Origin of the sequence: Nitrospirillum iridis, from assembly GCF_014205765.1 — a bacterium.
GTDB classification, from domain to species: Bacteria; Pseudomonadota; Alphaproteobacteria; order Azospirillales; family Azospirillaceae; genus Nitrospirillum; species Nitrospirillum iridis.
On record NZ_JACIIZ010000002.1, the window covers coordinates 38,219 to 63,856 of the forward strand.

General features: G+C 67.8%; 22 protein-coding genes. 11 read left to right on the forward strand and 11 right to left on the reverse strand.

Annotated features, from left to right (window positions below):
- Nucleotides 1-151 precede the first annotated feature (151 nt).
- From grxD to purQ, 4 genes are all read right to left on the reverse strand, one after another.
- The gene (grxD, locus tag FHS74_RS03170) at nt 152-490 is read right to left on the reverse strand and encodes a Grx4 family monothiol glutaredoxin (protein ID WP_004272927.1); all 339 of its coding nucleotides are present in this window, start codon (nt 488-490) and stop codon (nt 152-154) included.
- Between the two features lie 216 nt (nt 491-706).
- Complete coding sequence (locus FHS74_RS03175; RefSeq protein ID WP_184797414.1) at nt 707-943, reverse strand: BolA family protein; 237 nt, start codon at nt 941-943, stop codon at nt 707-709.
- A gap of 104 nt (nt 944-1,047) precedes the next feature.
- On the reverse strand, nt 1,048-3,273 hold the full coding sequence (purL, locus tag FHS74_RS03180) for a phosphoribosylformylglycinamidine synthase subunit PurL (protein WP_184797416.1): 2,226 nt from the start codon (nt 3,271-3,273) through the stop codon (nt 1,048-1,050).
- Complete coding sequence (gene purQ, locus FHS74_RS03185; protein ID WP_184797418.1) at nt 3,270-3,959, reverse strand: phosphoribosylformylglycinamidine synthase subunit PurQ; 690 nt, start codon at nt 3,957-3,959, stop codon at nt 3,270-3,272. Before purQ ends, purL begins: the two co-directional genes overlap by 4 nt.
- 249 nt (nt 3,960-4,208) lie before the next feature.
- Between purQ and FHS74_RS03190 the strand changes: the two genes are divergently transcribed.
- The 3 genes from FHS74_RS03190 (at nt 4,209) to FHS74_RS03200 (ending at nt 6,553) form a co-directional block, all read left to right on the forward strand.
- Nucleotides 4,209-4,454, forward strand: coding sequence for a hypothetical protein (locus FHS74_RS03190; protein WP_184797420.1), 246 nt, complete (start codon nt 4,209-4,211; stop codon nt 4,452-4,454).
- A gap of 135 nt (nt 4,455-4,589) precedes the next feature.
- Nucleotides 4,590-4,979 carry a hypothetical protein gene (locus tag FHS74_RS03195; RefSeq protein ID WP_211106077.1) on the forward strand — a complete coding sequence of 130 codons (390 nt, stop codon included), beginning with the start codon at nt 4,590-4,592 and terminating at the stop codon, nt 4,977-4,979.
- Nucleotides 4,980-5,161: 182 nt separating this feature from the next.
- Nucleotides 5,162-6,553, forward strand: coding sequence for an NAD-dependent succinate-semialdehyde dehydrogenase (locus FHS74_RS03200; protein ID WP_184797424.1), 1,392 nt, complete (start codon nt 5,162-5,164; stop codon nt 6,551-6,553).
- Nucleotides 6,554-6,619: 66 nt separating this feature from the next.
- Here the strand turns inward: FHS74_RS03200 and galA are convergent, their stop codons facing one another.
- Complete coding sequence (gene galA, locus FHS74_RS03205; protein ID WP_184797426.1) at nt 6,620-9,166, reverse strand: beta-galactosidase GalA; 2,547 nt, start codon at nt 9,164-9,166, stop codon at nt 6,620-6,622.
- A 204-nt stretch (nt 9,167-9,370) separates the two neighbouring features.
- Between galA and FHS74_RS03210 the strand changes: the two genes are divergently transcribed.
- Entirely contained in the window at nt 9,371-9,574 is a 204-nt protein-coding gene (locus FHS74_RS03210) for a hypothetical protein (protein ID WP_184797428.1), read from the forward strand.
- Nucleotides 9,575-9,650: 76 nt separating this feature from the next.
- On the opposite strand, the gene FHS74_RS03215 is transcribed toward FHS74_RS03210, so the two are convergent.
- Nucleotides 9,651-10,205, reverse strand: coding sequence for a hypothetical protein (locus tag FHS74_RS03215; protein WP_184797430.1), 555 nt, complete (start codon nt 10,203-10,205; stop codon nt 9,651-9,653).
- A gap of 60 nt (nt 10,206-10,265) precedes the next feature.
- Between FHS74_RS03215 and FHS74_RS03220 the strand changes: the two genes are divergently transcribed.
- Entirely contained in the window at nt 10,266-10,415 is a 150-nt protein-coding gene (locus FHS74_RS03220) for a PIN domain-containing protein (protein ID WP_211106078.1), read from the forward strand.
- Between the two features lie 6 nt (nt 10,416-10,421).
- Here FHS74_RS03220 and map read toward each other — a convergent pair whose 3' ends face one another.
- Nucleotides 10,422-11,198 carry a type I methionyl aminopeptidase gene (map, locus tag FHS74_RS03225; protein WP_184797432.1) on the reverse strand — a complete coding sequence of 259 codons (777 nt, stop codon included), beginning with the start codon at nt 11,196-11,198 and terminating at the stop codon, nt 10,422-10,424.
- Nucleotides 11,198-11,407 (reverse strand): ParD-like family protein, encoded by a 210-nt coding sequence (locus tag FHS74_RS03230; RefSeq protein WP_184797434.1) that lies wholly within the window; start codon nt 11,405-11,407, stop codon nt 11,198-11,200. The genes map and FHS74_RS03230 overlap by 1 nt, the downstream gene beginning before the upstream one ends.
- A 209-nt stretch (nt 11,408-11,616) precedes the next feature.
- Between FHS74_RS03230 and FHS74_RS03235 the strand changes: the two genes are divergently transcribed.
- The 5 genes from FHS74_RS03235 to FHS74_RS03255 all read left to right on the forward strand — a co-directional run bounded on the left by FHS74_RS03235 (nt 11,617) and on the right by FHS74_RS03255 (nt 18,648).
- On the forward strand, nt 11,617-12,567 hold the full coding sequence (locus FHS74_RS03235) for an ImuA family protein (protein ID WP_184797436.1): 951 nt from the start codon (nt 11,617-11,619) through the stop codon (nt 12,565-12,567).
- Between the two features lie 4 nt (nt 12,568-12,571).
- On the forward strand, nt 12,572-14,275 hold the full coding sequence (locus FHS74_RS30870; protein ID WP_184797438.1) for a Y-family DNA polymerase: 1,704 nt from the start codon (nt 12,572-12,574) through the stop codon (nt 14,273-14,275).
- 390 nt (nt 14,276-14,665) lie between these two features.
- Complete coding sequence (locus tag FHS74_RS03245) at nt 14,666-17,953, forward strand: error-prone DNA polymerase (RefSeq protein WP_184797440.1); 3,288 nt, start codon at nt 14,666-14,668, stop codon at nt 17,951-17,953.
- A gap of 66 nt (nt 17,954-18,019) precedes the next feature.
- Nucleotides 18,020-18,265 carry a type II toxin-antitoxin system Phd/YefM family antitoxin gene (locus tag FHS74_RS03250; protein ID WP_184797442.1) on the forward strand — a complete coding sequence of 82 codons (246 nt, stop codon included), beginning with the start codon at nt 18,020-18,022 and terminating at the stop codon, nt 18,263-18,265.
- Complete coding sequence (locus tag FHS74_RS03255) at nt 18,262-18,648, forward strand: PIN domain-containing protein (RefSeq protein ID WP_184797444.1); 387 nt, start codon at nt 18,262-18,264, stop codon at nt 18,646-18,648. Before FHS74_RS03250 ends, FHS74_RS03255 begins: the two co-directional genes overlap by 4 nt.
- 3 nt (nt 18,649-18,651) lie before the next feature.
- Here the strand turns inward: FHS74_RS03255 and FHS74_RS03260 are convergent, their stop codons facing one another.
- Nucleotides 18,652-19,194 (reverse strand): MarR family winged helix-turn-helix transcriptional regulator, encoded by a 543-nt coding sequence (locus FHS74_RS03260; RefSeq protein ID WP_211106079.1) that lies wholly within the window; start codon nt 19,192-19,194, stop codon nt 18,652-18,654.
- A 233-nt stretch (nt 19,195-19,427) separates the two neighbouring features.
- Here FHS74_RS03260 and FHS74_RS03265 point away from each other — a divergent pair, with 233 nt between their 5' ends.
- Complete coding sequence (locus FHS74_RS03265) at nt 19,428-20,234, forward strand: SDR family NAD(P)-dependent oxidoreductase (protein ID WP_184797446.1); 807 nt, start codon at nt 19,428-19,430, stop codon at nt 20,232-20,234.
- Between the two features lie 63 nt (nt 20,235-20,297).
- Here the strand turns inward: FHS74_RS03265 and FHS74_RS03270 are convergent, their stop codons facing one another.
- Nucleotides 20,298-22,619: a TonB-dependent receptor gene (locus FHS74_RS03270; RefSeq protein WP_246462891.1), complete on the reverse strand. Its 2,322-nt coding sequence runs from the start codon at nt 22,617-22,619 to the stop codon at nt 20,298-20,300.
- A gap of 337 nt (nt 22,620-22,956) precedes the next feature.
- Nucleotides 22,957-25,263 carry a TonB-dependent receptor gene (locus FHS74_RS03275; RefSeq protein ID WP_184797448.1) on the reverse strand — a complete coding sequence of 769 codons (2,307 nt, stop codon included), beginning with the start codon at nt 25,261-25,263 and terminating at the stop codon, nt 22,957-22,959.
- Nucleotides 25,264-25,638 lie beyond the last annotated feature (375 nt).

A 25,638-nucleotide genomic window follows, 5' to 3' on the forward strand; every position in this document is an offset into this window, starting at 1 on the left:
TGAGCATCCAGGGCGGATCGCCGGATGGCGCTGCCGCCTTGGGGCCGTGACCCCGCCGTTTCACGCCAGGCGCGTCACGTTTTCGGAAACACGAAAAAGGGCCGCGCCCGGTCTCCCGGGGCGGCCCTTCGTCAATCCGGATGCCGGATGCTTACGCGGCGGCCTGGGCGGCGACGCCCTTTTCGGCCAGCAACTGCACCAGTTCACCCGACTCATACATGTCGCGGATGATGTCGCAGCCGCCGACGAACTCACCCTTCACATACAGCTGCGGGATGGTCGGCCAGTTGGTGAATTCCTTGATGCCCTGGCGCAAGGCCGGGTCGACCAGGATGTCGATGCCCTTGAACTTCACGCCCAGGTGGCTCAGCACCTGCACGACGGCGGCGGAGAAGCCGCACTGCGGGAAAACGGGGGTGCCCTTCATATAGAGCACGACGTCGTTCTCGGTGATGTCGCGGCGGATGCGCTCTTCGACGGTCTTGTCCATGTACGATCGATCCTCTGGTGCCATGCCACGCCCGTGGGGGCGGTGGCCAGCGGTCTAACCCAAACCGGGCAAGTCTGCCGCCCGGTGTCGCCGGTGTCCATGGTAGCGCTCGCGGCGAACCAGTTCACTCAACAACTTTCACCCGCCATAAATGAGCGCGCGCCGTCCGTCTGTCCAGAGGGAATAGCCGGCGCACCGCTCCGCAAAGTTCGCGGATCAGTCCTGCGTGGCCGCCGTGGTCAACGCCAGCGCGTGAAGTTCGTTGCCCATCCGGCCACCCAGGGCCGCATACACCATCTGGTGCTGGGCCACCCGGCTCTTGCCCTTGAAGGCCGCCGCGGTGACATAGGCGGCGTAGTGGTCGCCATCGCCCCGCAGATCCTCGATACGCACATCGGCGCCGGGGATGCCGTCCCGGATCAGGCGCTCGATTTCCACCGCGTCCATGGCCATTTTGCTGTTCCTTTCAGTGTTTCCTCAGTCGCTGGGCGCCCGAGGTCGCAGGCTACGACGGCATGAGTTTCCCCACGCCGTCGCTTGTCGCGCAAGTGCCCGTGTCAGGCGGCGTCGCCAGCCATGTAGCCGGGCAGCCAGCCTTCGTGCACCGTGCGCAGGTCGGCCAGCGCCAGGGCGCCGCCGCCCAGGCCCGTCAAGGCGTCGCCGCCCACGGTGCCCAAGGGCGTGACCGGTACACCGGCGGCGGTGGCGGCGTCGGTGACGGCCGCCACATCGGCCGCCGCGACGGTGACCAGATAGCGTCCCTGGTCCTCGCCGAACAGCAGGCCGGCGTCCGCACCATCCAGGCCAGTCAGGGCCACACCGTGCTTGCCGCGCAGCGCCATTTCCGCCAGGCCCACGGCCAGGCCGCCGTCGGCCAGGTCATGGCAGGCGGTCAGCCGGCGACCCTCGATCAGGCCCCGCACCAGGTCGCCGGCGCGGCGCTCGGCCGCCAGGTCCACGGGCGGTGGGGCGCCTTCCTCACGGCCGTGCACCTCACGCAGGTACAAGGACTGGCCGACATGGCCCTTGGTGTCGCCGAACAGCAGGACAACGTCGCCGGCGTTCTTGAAGCCGCTGCCGATGGCGAGCGTGCTGTCCTTCAGCAGGCCCACGCCGCCGATGGCGGGGGTGGGCAGGATGCCTTCGCCGTTGGTCTCGTTGTACAGGCTGACGTTGCCCGACACGACGGGGAAGTCCAGCACGCGGCAGGCGTCCGCCATGCCCTCGATGCAGCCGGCGAACTGCCCCATGATCCGGGGCTTCTCCGGGTTGCCGAAGTTCATGTTGTCAGTGATGGCCAGGGGCAGGGCGCCGACGGTGATCAGGTTGCGGTAGGCTTCCGCCACCGCCTGGGCGCCACCGCGCACCGGATCGGCATGGCAGTAGCGCGGGGTGCAGTCGGTGGTCATGGCCAGCGCCTTGGGCGTGCCGTGCACCCGCACCAGGGCGGCATCGCCCCCCGGGCCGATGACGGTGTCCGCACCCACCTGGCTGTCGTACTGCTCCCAAATCCAGCGGCGGGAGGCCAGGTCGGGCGTGCCCATCAGGGCCAGCAGGGTGTCGCGCGCCGACGCCTTCAGCGGCGCTTCCGACGCGGCGATCTCGGCCTGCGGTGGGGTCGGTTCCGTGGGGCGGTGGTACAGCGGCGCTTTGTCGAACAGGGGCGCCAGTTCCACGTCGCACCAGGTCGCCCCGTGCATGCGGATGACCATGCGGCCATTGTCCGTCAGCTTGCCGATGACGGCGAAGTCCAGTTCCCACTTGTCGAAGATGCGCTTGGCCTCTTCCTCGCGGCCGGGCTCCAGGATCATCAGCATGCGTTCCTGGCTTTCCGACAGCATGATCTCATACGGGGTCATGCCGGCTTCGCGCTGGGGAACGGCGTCCAGGTCCAGGTCGATGCCCAGGCCGCCCTTGCCCGCCATCTCGACGGAGGAGGAGGTGAGGCCGGCGGCCCCCATGTCCTGGATGGCGACGATGGCGTCGGTGGCCATCAGTTCCAGGCAGGCTTCAATCAGCAGCTTCTCGGTGAAGGGGTCGCCCACCTGCACCGTCGGGCGCTTGGCCTCGCTGTCCTCGGTGAACTCGGCCGACGACATGGTGGCGCCGTGGATGCCGTCGCGGCCGGTCTTCGACCCCACGTACACCACGGGCTTACCCACGCCCGCCGCCTTGGAATAGAAAATCTTGTCGGTCTGGGCCACGCCCACGGTCATGGCGTTGACCAGGCAGTTGCCGTTGTAGGCCTTGTGGAAATTGGTCTCGCCGCCGACGGTGGGCACGCCCACGCAGTTGCCGTAGCCGCCGATGCCGGCCACCACGCCCGCCACCAGGTGGCGGGTCTTGGGGTTGGACGGTTCGCCGAAGCGGAGCGCGTTCAGGTTGGCCACAGGGCGGGCGCCCATGGTGAAGACGTCGCGCAGGATGCCGCCCACGCCGGTCGCCGCACCCTGGTAGGGCTCGATGAAGCTGGGGTGGTTGTGGCTTTCCATCTTGAAGATGGCGGCCTGGCCGTCGCCGATATCGATGACGCCGGCGTTCTCACCGGGGCCGCAGATGACCCAGGGCGCCGTCGTCGGCAGCTGCTTCAGCCACACGCGCGAGGATTTGTAGGAGCAATGCTCCGACCACATGACGGAATAGATGCCCAGCTCCGTCAGGGTGGGCGTGCGGCCCACGCTTTCCAGCATGCTGGCGTATTCGTCGGGCTTCAGGCCATGCTCGGCCGCCAGCTGGGCGGTGACGACGGGTTCCTTGTCGGGGCTATGGGTGGTCTTGCTCACGACAGGCTCTCCAGCAGGCTGGTAAACAGGGCGCGGCCATCGGTGTTGCCGTGCTGCGGGTCAAAGGCGCGCTCGGGGTGGGGCATCATGCCCAGCACGGTGCGCGTCTCGTTGAAGATGCCGGCGATGTTGTTGGTGGCGCCGTTGGGGTTGCCGGCCGCGTTCACCACGCCGTCGGCGTCGGTGTAGCGGAAGGCCACGCGGCCTTCGCCTTCCAGGCGCTTCAGCGTTTCCTCATCCGCGACGTAGTTGCCCTCGCCATGGCCCACCGGGATGCCGATGTGCTGGCCCAGGGTGTAGTTCCTGGTGAAGGCGCTGTCGGTGTTCTCCACCTTCAGGTCCACCGTCTTGCAGATGTACTTCAGCGACTGGTTGCGGATCAGCGCGCCGGGCAGCAGCCCCGCCTCCGTCAGGATCTGGAAGCCGTTGCAGACGCCGATGACCTTGACGCCCTTGGCGGCCCGCTCCTTCACCACCCGCATGACGGGGGAGTTGGCGGCCATGGCGCCGCAGCGCAGATAGTCGCCGTAGGAGAAGCCGCCGGGAACGGCGATGACGTCGACCTCGGGCAGGTCGGTGTCGCGGTGCCAGGCGTGAAAGGTCTTGTGGCCGGAAACCTGTTCCAGGGCCACGGCGATGTCCCGTTCACAGTTGGAACCGGGAAAGACGATGACGGCGGACTTCATGGGCCGCAAATCCAATCGTTGGAGGCCGGGAGAGGCGGGATGCGCGCCAATTTTGGCCGGCAGCGCACCCGTCACCTTGCGTGCCGGAAGCTAGCCGCCATGCCCGCCGATTGCAAGGTGCGGGGGGCGAAGGGCAACCCCGCGCGGATGGGGGGGCGGTGAATGCGGATCCTGCTCGCCGTTCGTGCCCAGGTTGACTGGAACAAAAAGGGAACATATAGTGCTATTCCATCAACCTGGAGAATGAACATGGATGGTTGGCAGCGTCGATACCGTCTGAGCAACGGGCCGGGTGGCCTGGGCGTCACTTGTACGGCGGAAGGTTTGGCCTTGGCCGGTGTGCCTCTGCTGGCCAAGGGCGCCAGCGGTTTCCAGGTCCGATCTGCGGAGGAGGTCGCGGTGCTGCTGGAACGGGCCTATGGGCGCGCGGAATTGAATGCCGCCGTGCTGCTGTCCGGTTTCGGCAAGATCGCTATATGGCTTCGCCTATTATGAGGGAAGCGGTGGCCTGTTTCGCCGGGTCTATCCATAGGCTGGTGCGCGGGAGTGGTGCTCGTTGCATCGCTCCCTAACCGAGATCTGCGCCGATGAATGCTGGCTTGGATAGGGGCGCACTTGCGAGGTGATGAAATGCCACTCCGTAAAAAGATGAAGAATAACATCAGGTTGGCATTATTATTGATTTCTGTGCCTTTGATTTTTACATTTAATAATTCTAAAAACAAAGAAGATTCATTGCCATTGCCCGTAATCACGCCGCGCGCGCTCTGGGTCGCCCAAAACGCTGTTGAGGCGGAAGAGAGGATCAGGCAAGGCGATTTCAAATCAGCGAATGTTCTGCTTAAGCAGGCTCTAAAAGCTCTCGGTGCGTGCTGGAAGCCTGGTGTATTTGACGATACTGATCAGAGGATGGCTGTTGCCGAGGCTGACGAGGATGACGGCAACCTGGAAAACGCCGCGGTCAACAGATATGCCGTGCTTAGAATTCGCATGAATTCGTGCCCCCAAACATTCCCGTGATCGTCGCCTTTCCCGTCGCGTCGGTGCGCCGGGGTGTGGCGATCTCGTCTCCAGCGGCCCAATGACGGTGCCGTCCCTTGATGGCGGCCTTGACCCAGGTCATGGCCGCGCGGCGGCGGCGGTGGTCCCATGCCGCCAGCCGGCCTCGTCAATCGCGCCGGCCCCCCATGGAGGACGACGCCATGCCTTACGCGACCACCAACCCCTATACCGGCGAAGTGCTGAAGACCTTTCCCGACGCCACCGACGCGGAGGTGGACAGCGCCGTCGCGGACGCCCACGCCGCTTTCCTGGCCTGGCGGGAGACGTCCTTCGCCCATCGCGCCGGCATCATGCGCAAGGCGGCCGACATCCTGCGCGCCGAGGTGGACGCCTACGCCCGGCTGCTGACGCTGGAGATGGGCAAGCTGTACACCGAGGCGAAAGCGGAAGTGGAACTGTCCGCCCGCATCTTCGAATATTACGCCGACAAGGCGGAGGCGCTGCTGGCGCCGGAGAAGCTGCCGGTGGCCGACCCGGCGGAGGGCGAGGCCGTGCTGGTGTGCGAGCCGCTGGGCGTGCTGCTGGCCATCGAGCCGTGGAACTTCCCCTATTACCAGATCGCCCGCATCATCGCGCCGCAACTGTCGGCCGGGAACACCATGCTGCTGAAGCACGCCTCCAACGTGCCGCAGAGTGCCGCGGCGTTCGAGACGCTGATGCGCCAGGCGGGCCTGCCCGACGGCGCCTTCACCAACCTGTACGCCACCCGCCACCAGATCGAGCGCATCCTGAACGATCCGCGCGTCCACGGTGTCGCGCTGACCGGGTCGGAGGCGGCGGGTGCGGTGATCGCGGCCCAGGCGGGCAAGGCCCTGAAGAAGTCCACCATGGAACTGGGCGGCGCCGACGCCTTCGTCGTGCTGGCCGACGCCGATCTGGAGAAGACCGTCAAGTGGGCGGTGTTCGGCCGGCACTGGAACGGCGGCCAGGTCTGCGTCTCCTCCAAGCGCATGATCATCGTCGATGAGGTCTACGACCAGTTCCTGGACCGCTATCTGGCCGGGGTGGCGGCCCTGAAGGCCGGCGATCCCTTCGATGCCGAAACGACCCTGGCGCCCCTGTCCTCGCAAGGGGCCGCCGACGAGGTGAGGCAGAAAATCCGCGAGGCGGTGGCCCAGGGCGCCAAGGCGGTCGAGGTAGGGCCCGGGGTTCCCAACCAGGGCGCCTTCGTCCAGCCCACCATCCTGACGGAGCTGGCGGAGGACAACCCCGCCCGCTACTGGGAATTCTTCGGCCCCGTCTCCATGCTGTTCCGCGCCAGGGATGAGGACGACGCCGTGCGCATCGCCAACGACTCCCCCTTCGGCCTGGGCGGCTCCGTCTTCACCCGCGACACCCAGCGCGGGGCGGCGGTGGCGGCCCGCATCTCCACCGGCATGGTCTTCGTCAACCACCCGACGATGGTGAAGGCCGACCTGCCGTTCGGCGGCATCCGCCGCTCCGGCTATGGCCGGGAACTGCTGGGCCTGGGCATCAAGGAGTTCGTGAACCACAAGCTGATCGACGTCGTCGACATCGACGCGCCGTTCTGAGCGGGGGCGACGCCCTGGCGCGGGGACCTTTCCGTGTCAGGGTGTGCGCCATGTCCCGCCTCGGCGTCAGGCCGGGCCCACGCTGGGCACCGGCATCGCCATGTCCAGCGTCAATTCCACCGTCGCCGCCTTCAGCCCCACCGCCGAGGCGGTGACGCGCACGTGGGCGGCTTGGCGGCCCGTCTGCACGATGGCGCCGCACAGGCCCTTGAAGGCCTTGCGATACGGGGCGTGGTCGGGTTCCAGGCTGGTGGGGTCGCCGTTGCCCACGCCGATCAGGCGGGCGGCGGGGCCATCGATGGTGAAGGTCACCAGGCTGTCGGCGTCGGGCACCAGGCGGCCCTTGGCGTCGACCACGCTGACCGTCAGCACGGCCACGTCGTCGCCGTCGGCGGCGAGTTTCAGGCGGTCGGCGGTCAGGGTCAGGGCGTGGGCCGGGCCGGCGGTCTCGCGCCGGTCGGTCAGGACGCGGCGGCCGTCCTTGTAGCCGTGGGCCTCGATCACGCCCGGCTGGTAGGGTACCTGCCATTCCAGGTGGCGGTTGCGCGTGACATCCTTGCGGCCGAGGCTTCGGCCGTTCACGAACAACTCCACCGCGTCCAGGTTGCTGTGGCACCACACGGCGATGTCCTGGCCCTCCCGCCCCGGCCAGGTCCAGTGGGGGAACAGGTGCAGGTGCGGCGTCTCCGGCCGCCACCAGGACCGGTAGTAGTGATAGTTGTCCTTGGGCAAGCCGCAGAGGTCCAGGATGCCGAAGTTGGACACGGTGTTGGGCCAGCCGATGAAGGGTGTGGGCTCGCCGCGATAGTCGAAGCCCGTCCAGACGAAGCCGCCCGAGAGGTAGGGCCGGCTGTCGTAGAAGGTCCACCACGCTTCCGCCGTGCTGGCCCACTTGGGGTATTCGCTGTCGTAGGCGGGGACGTAGCGCTTCTCGTCATCATGGGCGTAGACGCCGCGGGTGCAGACGGTGCTGGCCGTTTCCGTGCCGATCATCGGCTGGTTGGGGAAGCGGGCGTGGAAGGCGTCGATCTCATCCAGGTAGTAGTTGAAGCCCATGACGTCCAGCACCGGGCTGGCGCCCTGGCCGAACTTGCCGTTGAAGGCCTCCGTCACCGGGCGGGTGCCGTCCAGGCGATACACCGCGCGCTTCAAGCTGGCGGCGATGCGCGCACCCTGTTCCGTGCCGCGGTGGATTTCCTCGTTGCCGATGCTCCACAGGAAGACGGAGGGGCGGTTGCGGTCGCGCTTCACCATGCGCTCCAGCTGGCTCATGCCCTCCGGGTTGCTGGACATCTGGCGGGTTTCCTCCATCACCAGCATGCCCAGCCGGTCACAGGCGTCCAGCAGGGCGGGCGCCGGCGGGTGGTGGGTGGTGCGCCAGGCGTTGGACCCCATCTCTTTCATTCGTTCCACGCGATAGGCGTGCAGCCGGTCGGGCACGGCGAAGCCGACGCCGGCATGGTCCTGGTGGTTGCAGGTGCCCTTCACCTTCACCGGCCGGCCATTCAGGAAAAAGCCTTGGGTTGGGTCGAAGCGCAGGGTGCGGATGCCGAAGGGGGTGTGGTAGCGGTCCACCACCGCGCCGCCCACGCCGACCTCTGTCACCAGGGTGTAGAGGGCGGGCGTCTCCAGCGACCACAACACGGGTGAGGCCAGGGCGGCGGTCTGCACCACGGCACCCGTCGCCCATTCCGCCAGCGCCAATGGGGTCGCGTCCAGTTGCAGGACGGCGGCGCCATCCGGGCCCAGCACGGTGCTGCGCACCCGCACCTCGGCCGCCGGCCCCTCGTTCGCCAGTTCGGTGGTGATGGTGAGGTCGGCGCCGGTGGCCGTGACCGCGCTGCGCACGAAGGTGCCCCATTGCGGCACATGGGCCGCGGCGGTCTTCACCAGCCAGACGTGCCGGTAGAGGCCGGCGCCCTCATACGACCAGGCCTCGCCCAGGGTGGCGTCGACGCGGATGACCAGGGTGTTGGCGCCGCCCAGGAGGACGAAGTCGGTGATATCCACGCGGAAGGGGGCGTAGCCGCTTTCGTTGGTGGCGACGATGAAGCCGTTCAGCACCACCAGGCAGTTGCGGGCGACACCGTCGAACTCCAGCGACAGGCGGCGGCCGGCGTCGTCGGCCGGCAGGGTGAAGCAGCGGCGGTACCAGCCCACGCTGGTCTCCGGAAACTGCCGGCCCAGGGGCTTGAAACCCTGGTAGGCCATGGCCTCCGCCGCGTCGTTGCCGGGCAGCCGCGCCTGGGTGAAGGGCAGGTCCACCGCCCAGTCATGCGGCAGGGTGACGGCGGCCCAATCCTTGTCGTCGAAATCGGCCTTGGCCACCGGGGCGCTGAGGTCGCCGGACTTGGCATAGGTGCTGCGGTCGGCGCCGAAGCCGAAATCCTGCAGCGGATCGGCGGCGTGGCCCAAATGGAAGCGCCAGCCGTCATTCAGGCGCAGCCGCTCGCGCGGGGCCAGGCCGGCGGGCACCGGCATGGGCGGGGAGGGCGGAGCTTGCGTGGCCGCTGCCGCCGGGGAAATCCCGGCCGCCGTCCCGCTCAAGACAGCCCCCAAGGACGGCAGCGTGGCGGCGGTGGCGAGCAGGCGGCGGCGCGTCAAATCCGGCATGGCAGGGGGCTCCAGGGGCAGTTTATTAATAGTATATATTATCCAATTTGGATCGGATGGAAGCCCTAATGGACTTTCGGGCGGATTTTCCAAGAGGGGGTTGATCGGTTGCCAGTGTCTCAGTTTGAAATCTGGATGGGGTTGACGGGTTATCGCTCGCGCGGCCGGCCTTCTGTATGCTTAGCGGAAAGCATGGAGAGGGCTATGCCATACACCATCACATTTCAGCCATTGTATCTAACTGCGGGCGTTACGCCAAAATCGGTGACCAAGAATACTGCTGCGGAGGCCTGGACTCTTGTTCAACAGCTTCATGCAAGCGATGAAAAGACCGAGATTAAAGATTCCTTGGGTCATCCGATAGAATGGCAGGAACTTCGTATTCTTGCAGAAAAAGAGGCCAACTGATGCCCGAGTGACGTCAGGACCAGAGGCGCCCGGCGATGTGTTGTAACAGAGTGAAGTGAGGTTTTCTATTTTACAGTTATTCTAACGTTCCTCGTAATAAGAGTTTGGCAACGACCGCCGACATTTGATTTTGATAACCCATATTTGCCATGCTCCTCAGGCTGTCCCGCAACCAAGTATCATCCCAAAGTTCCCAGCCGTTTTTATTGAAATATTCGCTAACCGATTGGCGGTCGTGGTTGCTTTTGAATTTTCCGCAAGCCAATGCCAATTGGACTTTGGGAGTCGCGGCGCAGGCTCCGGATTCGACTAATTGTGCTACCAGACGCTTACATACCACCTCACGCACCGGCTTCTCATTGAAAAGCTTATACCGACCACCGTGGCCGAGCTCGGCTTCGACAAAGGACGCCGCTTGAACGCCTATGGAATCTAGATAGCTCTTGCATTCAACGATCTGGAGGACATTGTCGCTACCTCGATAGCCAACGACATCCAACTCCCAACGGGGAGCGGAATAACGACCGATCAATCGTTTCTCTTCCTTGGTCAGGCCTACCTTTACAGAGGTATGCACCCAGAAACCCTTCATTCGAAGGATTTCACCGACCAACTGTTCGAAGGCGTCCATGTTCTAATCCCGGTTTCTTCTAGTATATTAAGGGGGAGAGCCAATAATGGCGCTCCGACGATGGGAAGCCAACTGTCGCTCTATGACGCCATGATCGTCTCGGCGGCGTTGCAGGCGGGCTGTGACACGCTGTGGTCGGAAGATATGCAGCACGGTTTGCTGATCGTTGATCGGCTGCGGATCGTCAATCCTTTCAGGAATGAGGCATAGCCCTCTTCAAGGCCGATCCCGCCGCCCCCGCTCTTCCGCCCGCAGGGTCAGCACGCGCACGCCGGTGGCCGTCACCGCCACGGTGTGCTCAAACTGGGCGGACAGCTTGCCGTCCGTCGTCACCACCGACCAGCCGTCGTCTTCCGTCTTCACCTTGGCGCCGCCCTGGTTCAGCATGGGTTCGATGGTGAAGACCATGCCCTCCTTGAGGCGCAGGCCCGTGCCCGGTTTGCCGAAGTGCAGGACCTGCGGGTCCTCGTGCATCTCCCGGCCGATGCCATGGCCGCAATATTCCCGCACGACGGAATAGCCGTTACGCTTGGCGTGGCTCTCGATGACGTGGCCGATGTCGCCCAGGTGCGCCCCGGGGCGCACCTGGCGGATGCCGTGCCACAGCGCCTCATACGTCGTCTGCACCAGGCGGCGCGCGGCCGGGGCGACCTCGTCGATCAGGTAGGTCTTGCTGGAATCGGCGATGTAGCCGTTCTTCTCCAGCGTGATGTCGAAGTTGACGATGTCGCCGGCGGCCAGGATATCGTCGGCCGACGGCACGCCGTGGCAGACGACGTGGTTGCGCGAGCAGTTCAGGACATAGCCATAGCCATACTGGCCCTTGCTGGCGGGCCGGGCCCGCAGCTCATTGACGATGTGGTCCTCCACCCGGTCATTGACCGCCAGGGTGCTGAGGCCCGCCAGCGGCATCTGGTCCAGCATGTGGAAGACGCTGGCCAGCAGGCGCCCGGCCTCGCCCAGCTTTTCGATCTCGTCGGGGCGCTTGACCATCAGGGGCCCGCCCGCGTCAGTTCCAGGTCAACCGACGCCATCTTCAGCTGGATGCGCAGGATGTCGTTCAGCGACAGGGTGGGGTTGGCCTCCGCCAGCATGCCGATCTTCATCCAGTATTCGGCCTGGGCGTTGATGGACCGGCACAGCACGGTGCTGGCCTTGCGCACCTCCTCATGCAAATCGTCGTCGATCTTCACGATGCCCATGGGGAATCCTCTGCGATATATGAAACGTATATGTTTCATATAGTCGATGCGCCGCCGCGTCAACGCTGGCTGTCGATTCCGGGCCGGCGGTCGATTCCGGATAGTCCGCTTTGGGGCGTGTGACTCATCTTGACCGGGCGGGCGACTCCGGATTAGAACATAACAAGAACATCATCCCCGCACCCGTGAGAGACCAAGGCAGCATCCCCATGCCCGCCATTCCCCCGCCCATTTCCGAAGCCCGGCCAACAGCTTGCCCTGAAGAGGGGCGACCGGGCGCTCCCCTGGACCGCCGGCACCTGTTGGCGGTGCTGCGGGAACAGGTGCGCGCGGTGGAGGCGCCGGGGATGGGCCGGGGCGTGGTGCCCCTGGGCGTGGCGGCGGTGGATGCCCATTTGCCGGCGGCCGGCCCGGGGGAAAGCGGCGTGCGCGGCCTGCCCCGCGCCGCCCTGCATGAGGTGGCGGCGGTGGGCGCCCTCGATGCCGGTGCGGCCACCGCCTTCACCGCCTTGCTGGCCGCCCGTCTGGCGGAACAGGTGCGCGGCCCCATCCTGTGGATGACCCGGGCGCCCGACCTCTACGCCCCCGGGCTGGACGCCCAGGGGGTGGGGCCTGGCCGGCTGGTGGTGGTGCACGCGGCCTGCGAGGTCGATCTGCTGTGGGCCATGGAGGAGGCGCTGCGCTGCGCCCGCGTGGGCGCCGTGGTGGGGGAGGCGGGGGATCTGGACCTGACGGCCAGCCGCCGCCTGCACCTGGCGGCGGAGGCGGGCGGCGTGCCGGGCCTGCTGCTGCGCCTGGGCGCGGCCAAGGGCGCCAAGCGGGGCGTGAAAAACGCTGGCCTGAAAAACATGGGCCTGAAAAGCACTGACCTGAAAAGCACCCTGGCCAGCGCCGCCGTCACTCGCTGGCAGGTGTCCACCGCCCCCATCCAGGATGATGGTTCGGCCCCGTCCGCCTTCACCGGCCCTGCCTGGCGGGTGGAACTTCTGCGCTGCCGGGGTGGCCGGCCGGGGGCCTGGACCCTATGCGAACGCGGGGGGTATGAACGCGAGGGCCTGCGGCTGGAGGCGGCGGGTGACGTGGCCCTGCCGGCGCTGGAAACCCCGCCGCCGACATCGGCCGTTCTGCCGTTCACCCCGGCCTTGCGCGTGGCGGGCTGATCCCATGCGTCGCATCCTCTCCCTCTGGCTGCCCACCTTTGCCACCGACCGCGTGCGCCGGGGCCTGGTGCCGCCCCTGGCGGCCGACACGCCCCTGCTGACCCGGATGGCGGATAAGGGGCGCCTGACCGTGGCGGCGGTGAACGCGGCCGCGCGGGCAAAGCGCCTGGTGCCGGGCATGGGCCTGGCCGACGCCCGGGCGCTGGAACCCCAGGTGCATGTCGTGGACGCCGATCCCGACGGTGACAGGGCGGCGTTGGAGCGCCTGGCCGACTGGGCCCGGCGCTATACCCCCTGGACGGCGGTGGACCCCAGTGATCCGCCCGGCTTCGGCCCCAAAGGGATTGGTGGGGGGCCCGGCCTGCTGCTGGACATCACCGGCTGCGCCCATCTGCAGGGCGGGGAACATCAACTGCTGCTGGACCTGGAGGGCCGGCTGGCCAAGGCGGGGTTCGAGGGGCGGGCCGCCATCGCCGACACCATCGGCGCTGCCTGGGCGCTGGCCCGCTTCGGCGCCCTGCTGGTGGCGCCGCCGGGTGGGGCGGTGGAGGCCCTGGCCGACCTGCCGCTGCCGGCCCTGCGCTTAGGGCCGGACCTGGTGGCCAGCCTGCGCCGCGTGGGCCTGCGCCGGGTGGGGGAACTGATGCGCCAGGGCACCGGTGGCAAAAGCCGGGCGGCGCTGGCCGCCCGCTATGGCGCCCAGGTTTCCCTGCGGCTGGACCAGGCCCTGGGCTGGGTGGAGGAGCCGCTGTCACCCCGCCGGCCGCCGGCCCGCCATACCGCGCGCCTGACGGTGGTCGACCCCATCTCCACGCCGGAAGGATTGGCCCAGGCGGTGCGCCATCTGCTGGGCCGGGTGGCGGCCAGCCTGACGGCGGCGGGGGAGGGGGCCCGCTCGCTGGAGCTGGAAGCCTGGCGCATTGATGCCGGCCACGACGCCCCGCCCCAGGTGCTGGGCGTGGGCGCCAGCCGCCCCAACCGCGACCCCGCCCATCTCTGGCGCCTGCTGGAACCGCGCATGGACAAGCTGGAGCCGGGGCCGGGCTTCGAGGTCATGGCCGTTTCCGTCACCCACGCCGCCCCCTTCGACGGCGGCCAGGCGGTGCTGGCGGGGGATGGGCTGGGGGAATTGGCGGGGCCGCCGCTGGGGGGCGGCCTGTCCGGCGGCAACCCCGTCCTCGCCGATCCGCCGGTCGCCGAACTGGTGGACCGCCTGGGCGCCCGGCTGGGACAGGGCCGGGTGCTGCGCCTGCTGCCCCGGCAGAGCTGGATTCCGGAACGGGCGGTGCGGGCGGTGCCGGCCGAGGCGCAGGACAACGCGCCTCAGTCCACCTCACCCATGGCGGCCCCGCCGGCGCCGGCCGCCCCCTTCTTGGGGAACGGGGCCTGGCCGGCCGACCGGCCGCGCCCCATCCGCCTGCTGCCGAGACCGGAGGCGGTGGAGGTGGTGGCCCCCATTCCCGACGACCCGCCCCTGCTGTTCCGCTGGCGCGACCAGACCTATCGTGTCGGCCGGGCGGAGGGGCCGGAACGCCTGATGCCGGAATGGTGGGAGGGGGGGGAGCGCCGTCCCGACCCCAACCCGGAGCCCCGCGACTATTACCGGGTGGAGGATGGCGAGGGCCGGCGCTTCTGGCTCTACCGCCTGGGCCTCTACCACGCCGGCGGCCCGCCCCCCCGCTGGTTCCTGCATGGCTTCTTTGGCTGAGGGGCACGACCGTTCACCAACCCCAACTCCCACTCCCTATCCTGCGCCCCTAGCCCGCGACCACAGGCGCCGGAAGTTTCCGGGGAGCGTAGCGGACTGGAAACTGAGGATCAGCCAAGGGCCGGATGGCCCGCCGGCGCTTGAGGAAACCCCTAGCCCGCGACTGCGGGCGCCGGAGATTTGCGGGGAGCCGAAGGCGGACTGGAAATCGAGGATAAGCCAAGGGCCGGATGGCCCGCCGGCGCTTGAGGAAACCGCGTAGCCCGCGACCGCGGGCGCCGGAAGTTTCCGGGGAGCGAAGCGGACTGGAAACTGAGGATAGCCAAGGGCCGGATGGCCCGCCGGCGCTTGAGGAAACTAATAAGCCCCCGCCCGGCGTCTGAGGGAACAATGAACAACTACTCAGAACTCCAAGTCGCCAGCAATTTCAGCTTCCTGCGCGGTGCGTCCAGGGCAAATGAGCTGGTGCTGGCGGCCAAGGCCCTGGGCCACCAGGCCATGGCGCTGACCGACCGCAACAGCCTGGCCGGGGTGGTGCAGGCGCACGCGGCGGCGCGTGACCAGGATTTCCGCCTGGTGGTGGGCGCGCGGCTGGATTTGACGGATGGGCCGTCGCTGTTGTGCTGGCCCACCGACCGCGCGGCGTACGGCCGGCTGTCCACCCTGCTGACGGTGGGCATGCGCCGGGCGCCCAAGGGGCAGTGCCTTTTGACCCGCGCGGATGTGGAGGCGCATGCGGCCGGCCAGATGATGGCGGTGGTGCCGCCGGACGGTCTGGCAGGGGGTGGGGAGACGGCCTTCGTCGCCGATCTGGCCGACTATCGCCGCCGCTTCGGCCGCACCCTCAGCCTATGCCTGACCCACCGCTACCAGGGCGACGACGCCCGGCGGCTGGACCGGCTGGCGGCCCTGGCGGAGGCGCACGGCCTGTCGCCGCTGGCCACCAACGACGTGCACTACCACCACCCCGGCCGGCGGGCCCTGCAGGACGTGCTGACCTGCATCCGCGAGCATTGCACCATCCAGACGGCGGGCTGGCGCCTGGCCGCCAATGCCGAGCGGCACCTGAAGCCGCCGGAGGAGATGGCGCGCCTGTTCCACCGCCATCCCCGGGCATTGGCCCGCATCCGCGACATCGTGGCGGCCTGCACCTTCTCCATCAGCGAATTGCGGGCCGACTACCTCTACCCCTCGGAGGTGACGGGGGGGGAGACCCCGCAAGGGCGCCTGGCCCGGCTGACGGCGGCGGGGGCGGCCTGGCGCTATCCCCGGGAGCGCTATCCGGAAGGCGTGCCGCAGGATGTGCAAAAGCAGATCGACAAGGAACTGGCCCTGATCGGGGAGCTGGGCTACGCCTCCTACTTCCTCACGGTCTATGAGATCGTGAGGTTCGCCAACGAGCAGGGCATCCTGTGCCAGGGGCGGGGGTCGGCCGCCAACTCCGCCGTATGCTATTGCCTGGGCATCACCTCCATCGATCCGGTGAATACCGGCCTGTTGTTCGAACGCTTCATCTCCACCGCGCGCAAGGAGCCGCCGGACATCGACGTGGATTTCGAGCATGAGCGGCGGGAGGAGGTGATCCAGCATATCTATGGGAAATACGGCCGCGACCACGCCGCCATCGCCGCCACCGTCATCTGCTACCGCTCGCGCGGGGCGGTGCGCGACGTGGGCAAGGCCATGGGGCTCAGCCAGGACGCGGTGGGCCAGCTGTCGGCCATGATTTCCGGCTGGGGCAGCGGCACGCCGGAGGAGGAGCGGGCGCGGGAGGCCGGGCTGGACCCCGACGACCCGCTGTTGCGCCAAGTGCTGGACCTGACGGGCCAGATTTCGAAATTCCCCCGCCACCTGTCCCAGCACGTGGGCGGTTTCGTCATCACGCCCAAGCCGCTGGCCACGTTCTGTCCCATCATGAACGCCGCCATGGACAAACGGCAGAACATCGAGTGGGACAAGGATGACCTGGACGCCGCCGGCCTGATGAAGGTCGACGTCCTGGGTCTCGGCATGCTCAGCTGCCTGCGCCGGGCGTTCAATCTGCTGCGGGACCATTACGGCCGTGACCTGGACCTAGCCACCGTCCCGGCGGAGGATGAAGAGACTTACGATATGCTGTGCCGAGCCGACACCCTGGGCGTGTTCCAGGTGGAAAGCCGGGCGCAGATGTCCATGCTGCCCCGCCTGCGACCGCGCAAGTTCTATGATCTGGTGGTTCAGGTCGCCATCGTCCGCCCCGGGCCCATCCAGGGGGGCATGGTCCATCCCTACCTGCGCCGCCGCCAGGGGCTGGAGCCGGTGGACTATCCGTCCGAGGCGCTGAAGAAGGTGCTGGAGAAGACGCTGGGCGTGCCCCTGTTCCAGGAACAGGCCATGCAGATCGCCATCGTCGGCGCCGGTTTCACCGGGGCGGAGGCCGACGCCCTGCGCCGCGCCATGGCCAGCTTCCGCAAGCTGGGCGATATCGAGACGTTTGGGGAGAAGTTCCGCCAGGGCATGCTGAAGAACGGCTACACCGAGGAATTCGCGGAGCGCTGCTTCAACCAGATCAAGGGTTTCTCCACCTACGGCTTTCCCGAGAGCCACGCCGCCAGCTTCGCCCTGCTGGTCTACGCCTCCGCCTGGATCAAGTGCCACTACCCCGACGTCTTCGCCTGCGCCCTGCTGAACAGCCTGCCCATGGGCTTCTACGCCCCGGCGCAGATCGTGCGCGACGCGCGGGAGCATGACGTGGTGGTGTGGCCGCCGGACGTGAACCATTCCGACTGGGACAGCCGGCTGGAGCCGCCGGCGCGGGGGCAGCGTTTCCAGGCCCTGCGCCTGGGCCTGCGCCTGGCCAAGGGCCTGAGCGAGGCGGCGGTGCGGCCCCTGCTGGAGGCTCGGGGCCACGACCCCTACGCCAGCCCGCACGATTTGTGGCGCCGCGCCCGGCTGGACCCCCGCACCCTGGAACTGCTGGCGGAGGCCGACGCCTTCCAGTCCATGGGCCTGGACCGGCGCCAGGCGCTGTGGGCCGTCAGCGCCCTGCGCGAGGCGCCGCCGCCGCTGCTGGACCTGGCGAACGCCGGGCTGGAGGACGGGACGGGCGACCCCTGGTCGGAGGAGCCGTCCCTGGCCACCCTGCCGGCCATGACCCTGGGCGAGCATCTGGTGGAGGACTACACCCGCCTGTCCCTGTCGCTGAAGCGCCATCCCATGAGCCTGGTGCGCGACGCCGTGGTGGCGCGCATGGCCAGCGTGGACGCGGGCCTGGACAAGGTGGCCCGCCGCCGCTATCCGCTGCTGCGCATGGACAAGCTGGACGAGGCCGCCGACGGCGCCCGCGTGGCCCTGGCCGGCCTGGTGCTGGTGCGGCAACGGCCGGGCAGCAGCAAGGGCGTCATCTTCGTGACCCTGGAGGATGAGACCGGCATCGCCAACCTGGTGCTGATGCCCGACATCTTCACCGCCTTCCGCCGCCACATCCTGGGCAGCCGCCTGCTGTTGTGCCTGGGCCGGGTGGAGCGGGTGGTGGCCCCCACCCAGGACAAGGGCCCCGAGGCCACCCCCGTCATCCACATCCGCGCCGAACGCCTGGTCGACTATTCCGACCTGCTGTCCCGCCTGGACGAACCCACCGGCACCGCCATCCCCCGCCGGGCGGACGCCACGTTCCCGGACGGGCGGAACTTCCGGTGAGCCTGACCAACTCGACCAATCGCCCGCCGCATGGTACCCTTTGGTCAAGTTGGTCAGGAGGGCGCCATGTCCGATCCCATCAATCTTTATGAGGCGAAGACGCATCTGTCCCAGTTGGTCGAGCGGGCGGCGGCGGGGGAGGAGATCATCATCGCCAAGGCTGGCCGCCCCATGGCTCGCCTCATGCCTCTGGAGGTGGCCGAGGGGCCGCGCGTGCCGGGCCTGTGGAAGGGAAAGATTGAAATCGGTCCGGATTTTGACGCGCCTCTGCCGGAAGAGATCGCCTGGGCTTTTGGACGCGGCCTGCCGTGAGGTTGCTGATCGATACGCACATCCTGCTGTGGTGGATGACGAACGATCCGGCCTTACCGGCCCTCGCCAGGGCGGCGCTTCAGGACCGGGGTTCAAAGGTCTTCGTGAGCGCGGCGACGATCTGGGAAATTTCAATCAAGACCGCGCTTGGGCGTCTCAAATTCCCCTTGGATCGACTTGATGAGGACCTGGCCCTGGCAGGCTTCTCACCGCTCGACATCACGGTCGCCCATGCGGCCAGGGCGGGGATGCTGCCACCTCACCATCAGGATCCATTCGACCGCATGCTTGTGGCTCAGGCGCAAGTGGAAGGACTGACGATCGTGTCCGTTGACGCGATGATCCGCCGGTACGCCGTCGCCGTCCTCGGGCACGACGGCTGAGCCTTATTCCGCGTCCCCCTTCCTGAACGCCGCCGCGAACTCCTCCGACGCCACCACCGCCAGGGCGCGGCGCAGGGCGGCGGCTTCCTCGGGCCCGAACAGCGCGTCGAAGCGCCGTTGCGCCACCAGCCAGAGGGCATGGCCCTCCGCCCGCTTGGCCTCGCCCTTGGGCGTCAGGCGGGCGCGCTTGACGCGGCGGTCGCGGGCATCGGGCACCAACTCCACATAACCATCGCGGATCAGCGGCTTCAGCGTGTGGCCCAGGGCCGACAGGTCCATGATCATGGCGGCGGCCAGACCCCGAAGGGTGGCGGCCGCCGGGTCGGCGGAGTCGGCGGCCAGCTTCAGATGGCTCAGCAGGATGTGCTGCGGTGGCGTCAGGCCGGACGCCGCCGACACGTCGCCGTACAACTGGCCGATGCGCCGGGTGGCGCGGCGCAGGGCGGTGTTGGTGCAATAATCCCAACCCCATTTTTCCCAAGCCCATTTTTCCGCCGCCGGTGACGTCGCCGCGTCTTCCGGCGCTGTGGGCACACGCTCATCCAATTCTCATCACCCTCCTGCCAAGACCGCCAGCATAGGCCCCGGCCGGGGCGGGGGCCATCCTCACCGGCGTTCGCGCCCGGCCAGCGATGCCACCGGCGCGGGGTTCGACGCCTGGGGGGTGTATTGACTTGCATGATGATAGTGGCATATACCAGTTTCGTGATCAACGACGCCGGCACCCCCGCCCACCGTCGCCTTTTCTTCCTCCCCGTTTCCCTTACGGAGTTGTCCCCATGAGCCCGTCTTCCCAAGGCACCGCCCTCGTCACCGGCGCCTCATCCGGCATCGGCGCCACCTATGCCGACCATCTGGCCCGCCGCGGCCATGACCTGATCCTGGTGGCCCGCAACCAGGACAGGCTGGAGGAGCTGGCCGCCCGCCTGCGCGCCGAGACCGGCGTCGCGGTCGAGGTCTTCCCGGCCGACCTCGCCAACCCCGCCGACGTCGCCCGGGTGGAGGGGCGCCTGCGCGGCGACGCCGCCATCACCCTGCTGGTGAACAATGCCGGGCTGGGGCCGCAGGGGCCGGCGCTGGGCTCCGACATCGGCTATCAGGACACGATGATCGCGGTGAACGTCACGGCGGTGAACCGCCTGGCCATCGCCGCCACCGACGCCTTCGTCGCCAAGGGGGCCGGCACCATCATCAACATCGCCTCGGTCGTCGCCCTGATCCCGGAGCTGTTCAGCGCCACCTATGTCGGCACCAAGGCCTTCGTCCTGGCCCTGACCCAGTCGCTGAACGCCGAGGTGGTCAAGGCCGGCGTCACCGGCGTGCGCTACCAGGCGGTGCTGCCCGGCCTGACGCGGACGGAGATTTTCGACCGCGTGGGCAAGTCCTTCGACGATCTGGACCCGAAGATGGTGATGGAGGTGGGCGAGATGGTGGCGGCGGCCTTGGCCGGCCTGGACCAGGGCGAGCTGGTCACCATCCCCTCGCTGCCCGACCCGGCCGATTTCGCGGCGGTGAACACCGCCCGTTACGCCCTGGGTCCCAACCTGTCGCGCGACCACGCCGCCGACCGCTACAAGGCGGGCTGACCGCCCCGCCCAGGAAAGCCGCCCCGCCAGGCTTCGCGCCCGGCGGGGCGGTTCGTCTTCACTTCAGTACGCCACCCGCACGCGCACGCCGTAGAGCCGGGGCGGGCGGATGCTTTCGCTGTTGTAGCCGGTGCCCAGGCCCTGGGCCGGCTGATAGCCGGTGGCCACCACCGCCTGGTTTTCCACATTGTTGACATAGCCCGTCAGGCTCCACCACGCGTCCGCCGGCGTGTAGGTCAGGCGCAGGTTGGTCATGTGATACCCGCCCTGGATCTGCCGCGCGTCGTAATCATAGGCGGTGCGGTAGGAGGAGGAGAAATAGACGTCGCCGGCCGCCGTGACGGTGCCGTGGCCGTCCAGGCGGAAATCGTGCTGATAGCCGATGGTGGCGGTCCAGCGCGGGGCGTTCAGGGCCGGCTGGCCGGCGCAGTTCACCGCCCAGATCTTGGAGACGCCGGTGGGCTTGGGCACGGCCGTGGCCGAGACGTTGGTGTAGCGGCAGCCCGAGGCCGGCGCCAGGCCCAGGCCGCTGTAGTTGCGGTAGCTGAAATCGTCATAGGCCGTGTCCAGATACTGGCCGCTGGCGGTCAGCAAATCGTCGGCCGTCACCTGCCAGCGTCCGTCCACCGCCAGGCCGCGCATATGCGCCCGGCCGGCGTTCTGCGTCACCAGAAGGCCGACATAGGGGGCCCGCGCCACGCCGGTCAGCACCGGTGCCGTGTAGTTGATCTGCTGGTCGCGGTATTCGTAGTCGAACGCCTCCAGGTTCAGCTGCACCCGCTTGTCGAACAGCGTGTTCTTGAGGCCCACGGTATAGGCGGTCAGGTGCTCCGGCGCGTAATGATCGCTCATGCCGACGGGGGAGGAGAAGAAGCCCCCCGCCTTGTAGCCGGTGGCGATGGTGGCATAGAGCAGGGAGGCCGGCGCCAGATCGTAATCGGCCCCCACCTTCCAGCTGGTGCCGTTCCAATCGTGCCGGTCGTTGCGGGGCAGCAGGGTGGGGGCGGCGGCGGTGAAGGTGTTGCTGCCGAACAGGATGTCTTGCGTCTTCTCGTCATGCGACAGCCGGCCGCCGGCGGTCAGGCGCAGGTCGGGCAGCGCCGCGTAGGTCGCCTGGCCGTAGACGGACTCGGCCTCCGTCGTCAGCCTGCCCTTGCCCACGGCGTGCTGGACGTAATTGTTGAAGTCCTGGTCGGCGTACAGGGTCTCCTGGAAATAGCTGACGCCGCCCTGCCAGCTCAGCGGCCCCGTGCCGGTGGAGGCCAGGCGCGCGTCCACCGAGGTGGCGCGCGACCGCGAGGTCAGGCTGAAGGCGCTGGGCACATAGGTCAGGTAGTGCTCATCCATCCCGCGATAGGCCGGCGTCACCGTCAGGATGGCGAAGCCGAAATCCTTGACGATGTCGGTCTTCAGGCCCCAGGCCTTGTCATCGATGAAGCCGTCGTTCTTGGCGTTGCCGATCAGCGGGTTCCGGCTGGCCAGCGCCGGCAGGGCGGCGTAATAGGCTGTCACCGCCCGGGGGTCCGACGGGCCGATCCACGGGTTGTTGGCGTCGACGAAGGGATATTGCACCTGGGCGTCGCCCTTGCCGCCCCGGTGGGCGTAGTCCGCCGCCAGGCGGATGTGCCAGTCGTCCGCCGGTTCCAGCAGCACCTGCACGCGGCCGGCCTGGCTCTGGTCGTCGTCGTAGCCGTCGGAGAGATAGCCCTTGCGGTCCACCACCTGGGCGGCGACGCGCAGCGCCGCCTTGGGCGAGAGCGGCACGTTTAGCGCGCCTTCGCCCTTGCGCAGGTTGTAGTTGCCGAACTCCAGCGAGGCGTGGCCCGAGGTCTCACCCAGGCGCGGCACCTCCGGCACCACGTTCAGCACGCCGGCCGACGCGTTGCGGCCGTAGAGCGTGCCCTGCGGGCCGGGCAGCAGTTCCAGCCGCTGCAGGTCATAGAACGCCAGGCCGGCGCCGGCCGGCCGGGCGACGTAGACGCCGTCCAGGTTGAAGGCCACCGCCGGCTCGGCATAACTGGTGCTGATGAAGCTGCCGATGCCGCGCACGTACAGCTGCGGCGTGCCGGCGGTGGCGGGCGCCACCACCAGGGCCGGCAGGGTGCGGGTGAGGTCGGCGGTGTTGGTCAGGCTGGCGACCGCCAGGCTGGCGCCATCCACCGTCTGCACCGCGATGGGCGCCGACTGCAGGGCCTGGGCCCGCTGCTCCGCCGTCACCACCACTTCCTTCAGCGTGCCGCCGGTATCCGCATCCGTGGCGTTCCCCGTGGCGTCCCCCCCCGTGGCGTCCCCAACAGCGTCATCCGGCAGCCCGCCGGCGTGCGCGCTGGCGGCGGCCAGCAATAGGGTGGCCATGGCCGTCGCCGGCCCCAACAGTCGTTTCATCATCGTCCCCAACGCAGGGCGGCTGTTGACCGGTCCCGGTGGGGGACCGGCGCGCCGATTGGTCGGCGCCCTTCGTGCCTCTGCAGACGGGGTCAGGAAACAGAAAGAAGCTATCCAAGGCAACGGAAGAAAAATTCGTTAATGTAAGATTCGATCACTGATGCCCAAGAAACACATGGCGGGTTCGCCGCTGGGCGGCGGAACCGCCCGGAAAACAGCCCTTCCGTCGCCGGGCCGTTTTACGCCGGCATTACTACCCCGGTAGCGGCGCCCCCCCCCCCGGGGGGTGCCGCCGCCGTCGCGTTTGTTTCAGTACAGCCGGGTTGATACCGCCGGGTCAGTACCGCACCGTGGCGCGCACGCCGTAGGTGCGGGGCGGGCGGATGTTGGCGAAGTTCAGGCCGTTGCCGAAGGCCTGGTTGGGCTGATAGCTGGTGTTGACCACCGCCTGGTTCTCGACATTGTTGACGTAGCCGGTGACGGACCAGCGGTCATTGGCGGCATTGTAGGTCAGGCGCAGATTGGTCATGTGATAGCCGCCCTGCACCTGCTCCGCCAAGTAATCATAGGCGGTGTAGTAGGAGGCCGAGAGGTAGACGTCCGCCGCCGCCGTCAGGCCGGAACCATCGGCGAAGGCGAACTCATGCTCATACCCGATGTTCGCGGTCCAGCGCGGGGCGTTGGTGGCGGGCTTGCCGCTGCAATTGACGGAATAGATGGCGGAGGGGGCGACCGGCGTCGGCGACGCGGTGCCCGAGGCGTTGGTGTAGGGGCAGCCGACGGACGGTGGGGCGCCGAAGTTGGAGAAGTAATTATAGGTGAAGCTGGTGTAGCGGGTGTCGGTGTACTGCACCGTGGCGGTCAGCAGGTCGCTGGACGTCGCCTTCCACCGCCCCTCGATCTCGAACCCCCGGATGCGGGAGCGGCCGACGTTCTGCGTCACGAAGCTGGGGGCGTAGGGGAAGCTGGACACGCCGGTCAGCGTCGGCGCCAGATAGCTGATCTGCTGGTCGCGGTATTCGTAATCGAACGCCTCCAGGTTCAGCTGCACCCGGTTGTCCCAGAAGCGGTTCTTCAGGCCCAGGCTATAGGCCGTCAGATGCTCGGGGTTGAAGGTGTCGGCCCCGGCGCTGGCGTAGAAGCCGCCGGCCTTGAAGCCGGTGCCGACATTGGCGTAGAGCAGCGATTGCGGCGCCAGGTCGTAATCCACCCCCACCTTCCAGGTGGCGGCGTTCCAGATGCGGTCGTCCGCCCGGCTGGACAGGGCCGGCTTGGTGGGGCTGAAGGTGGCGGTGCCGAACTGGCTGTCCTGGCTTTTCTCCTCATGGGTGACGCGGCCGCCGGCGGTCAGGCGCAGGGCGTCGGTCAGCGCGTAGGTCAGCTGGCCGAAGGCCGCCACCGTCTCGTCCGTCAGCTTGGAATTCATCACCGTTTCCTGGACCCAGTGATTGTAGTCCTGCTTGGCGTCCACATCCTCGCTGAAGTAATAGGCGCCGGCCAGCCAGGTGAGGGGGCCGCTGTCCCGGGACGCCAGCCGCGCCTCCACCGAGCGCTGCTGGCTCTCGCTGTTCACCCGGAAGGCGCTGGGGATGTAGGACAGATAGTCCTCCTTGACCTCGCGGTAGGCGGGGATGATGGTCAGGGTGGCGAAGCTGAAATCGTGGCTGATCTCGGCATGCGTGCCCCAGAACTGGTCATCGATGAAGCCGTCCTTCTTGGCGTTCTGGATCAGCGGGCTGTGGGCGGAGGCCGCCGGCAGGCCGGCGTAATAGGCGGCGACGGCGCGGGCGTCGGACGGGCCGATCCACGGGTTGTCGGTGTCGACATAGGGGTACTGCACCTGGCCCGAGCCCTTGCCGCCCCGGTGATAGTAATCGCCCGACAGGCGGACCCGCCAATCCTCCGTCGGTTCCAGCAGCAGCTGCAGGCGCCCGGCCTGGCCCTGGTCGTCGTTGTAGCCGTCGGTCAGATAGCCCTTGCGGTCGATGACCATGCCCGAGGCGCGCAGCGCCGCCTTGTCGCCCAGCGGCACGTTGACGGCGGCGTCGCCCTTGCGCAGGTCGTAATTGCCGATGTCCAGCGTGGCCGTGGCCGATTGCTCGCCCAGCTTGGGCGTCTCCGGCAGCACGTTGAGCGCCCCGCCCGAGGCGTTGCGGCCGTACAGCGTGCCCTGCGGGCCCTTCAGCACCTCCACCCGTTGCAGGTCATAGAAGAAGCCGTTGGCCCCGGCGGGGCGGGAGATGTAGATGCCGTCCAGGTTCACCGCCACCGACTGCTCGGCATAGGCGTTGCTGGCGAAGGTGCCCACACCGCGCACATAGACCTGCGGCACGCCGCCGGCCGCCGGGGCGATGACCACCGAGGGCACGCTGCGCGTCAGGTCCGACACGTCGGCCACCCCCGCTTCCTTCAGGGTGGCGCCGCCCAGGGCGGACACCGCCACCGGCGCGGTTTGCAGGCTCTGCTCCCGCCGCTCGGCGGTGATGACGATCTCGTCCAGCTGGGCCGCCTGGCCCTGCGCGCCGCCGCCGGCCTGCGGGGCTGGCGCGGTCGTTTGCGCGCTCGCTGTGGTGGTGATGCCGATGGCGCCAGGCGCCAGCATAAGGGCGACGACAGCCGTCGCCGGACGCACGATCCGGTGCATGGTTTTCCCTCCCTGTGCGGCCTCCCTTGGCCGGCCTCCGGTCCCCACGAACGAAAGTCCGTGCTCTTCCAAGGACCTGAAGGCCGGGGCGTCCTCTCATGGGCGCCTGCTGGGCCGCTACAGGGGAAGGTAGAATGCAATTATGCATTCATCAAATCGATAGGCGAGATAGGGGTGTATCGGGGGAAGTGATTTTTGGGGGATGGCGCTTTTTCCGGAATGAGTGGCTTTTCTATTGCAATCAGTAATAGCCAATTTCGGTTGATAGAGGCCAGTAATCAGATTTTAGAGACGGTAATAGTAAGAAAAATTTGGAATAAATTTTCGATTTTATTGTGTATGATGGCGACGCGCTAGAAATGCTTCAGCTGATTG

What these genes read in the sequence shown, in the direction of transcription:
- grxD (WP_004272927.1), bottom strand. Translation starts at nt 490, where the DNA reads ATGGACAAGACCGTCGAAGAGCGCATCCGCCGCGACATCACCGAGAAC.
- FHS74_RS03175 (WP_184797414.1), bottom strand. Translation starts at nt 943, where the DNA reads ATGGCCATGGACGCGGTGGAAATCGAGCGCCTGATCCGGGACGGCATC.
- purQ (WP_184797418.1), bottom strand. Translation starts at nt 3,959, where the DNA reads ATGAAGTCCGCCGTCATCGTCTTTCCCGGTTCCAACTGTGAACGGGAC.
- FHS74_RS03190 (WP_184797420.1), top strand. Translation starts at nt 4,209, where the DNA reads ATGGATGGTTGGCAGCGTCGATACCGTCTGAGCAACGGGCCGGGTGGC.
- FHS74_RS03195 (WP_211106077.1), top strand. Translation starts at nt 4,590, where the DNA reads ATGCCACTCCGTAAAAAGATGAAGAATAACATCAGGTTGGCATTATTA.
- FHS74_RS03200 (WP_184797424.1), top strand. Translation starts at nt 5,162, where the DNA reads ATGCCTTACGCGACCACCAACCCCTATACCGGCGAAGTGCTGAAGACC.
- galA (WP_184797426.1), bottom strand. Translation starts at nt 9,166, where the DNA reads ATGCCGGATTTGACGCGCCGCCGCCTGCTCGCCACCGCCGCCACGCTG.
- FHS74_RS03210 (WP_184797428.1), top strand. Translation starts at nt 9,371, where the DNA reads ATGCCATACACCATCACATTTCAGCCATTGTATCTAACTGCGGGCGTT.
- FHS74_RS03215 (WP_184797430.1), bottom strand. Translation starts at nt 10,205, where the DNA reads ATGGACGCCTTCGAACAGTTGGTCGGTGAAATCCTTCGAATGAAGGGT.
- FHS74_RS03220 (WP_211106078.1), top strand. Translation starts at nt 10,266, where the DNA reads ATGGGAAGCCAACTGTCGCTCTATGACGCCATGATCGTCTCGGCGGCG.
- map (WP_184797432.1), bottom strand. Translation starts at nt 11,198, where the DNA reads ATGGTCAAGCGCCCCGACGAGATCGAAAAGCTGGGCGAGGCCGGGCGC.
- FHS74_RS03230 (WP_184797434.1), bottom strand. Translation starts at nt 11,407, where the DNA reads ATGGGCATCGTGAAGATCGACGACGATTTGCATGAGGAGGTGCGCAAG.
- FHS74_RS03235 (WP_184797436.1), top strand. Translation starts at nt 11,617, where the DNA reads ATGCCCGCCATTCCCCCGCCCATTTCCGAAGCCCGGCCAACAGCTTGC.
- FHS74_RS30870 (WP_184797438.1), top strand. Translation starts at nt 12,572, where the DNA reads ATGCGTCGCATCCTCTCCCTCTGGCTGCCCACCTTTGCCACCGACCGC.
- FHS74_RS03245 (WP_184797440.1), top strand. Translation starts at nt 14,666, where the DNA reads ATGAACAACTACTCAGAACTCCAAGTCGCCAGCAATTTCAGCTTCCTG.
- FHS74_RS03250 (WP_184797442.1), top strand. Translation starts at nt 18,020, where the DNA reads ATGTCCGATCCCATCAATCTTTATGAGGCGAAGACGCATCTGTCCCAG.
- FHS74_RS03265 (WP_184797446.1), top strand. Translation starts at nt 19,428, where the DNA reads ATGAGCCCGTCTTCCCAAGGCACCGCCCTCGTCACCGGCGCCTCATCC.
- FHS74_RS03270 (WP_246462891.1), bottom strand. Translation starts at nt 22,619, where the DNA reads ATGAAACGACTGTTGGGGCCGGCGACGGCCATGGCCACCCTATTGCTG.
- FHS74_RS03275 (WP_184797448.1), bottom strand. Translation starts at nt 25,263, where the DNA reads ATGCACCGGATCGTGCGTCCGGCGACGGCTGTCGTCGCCCTTATGCTG.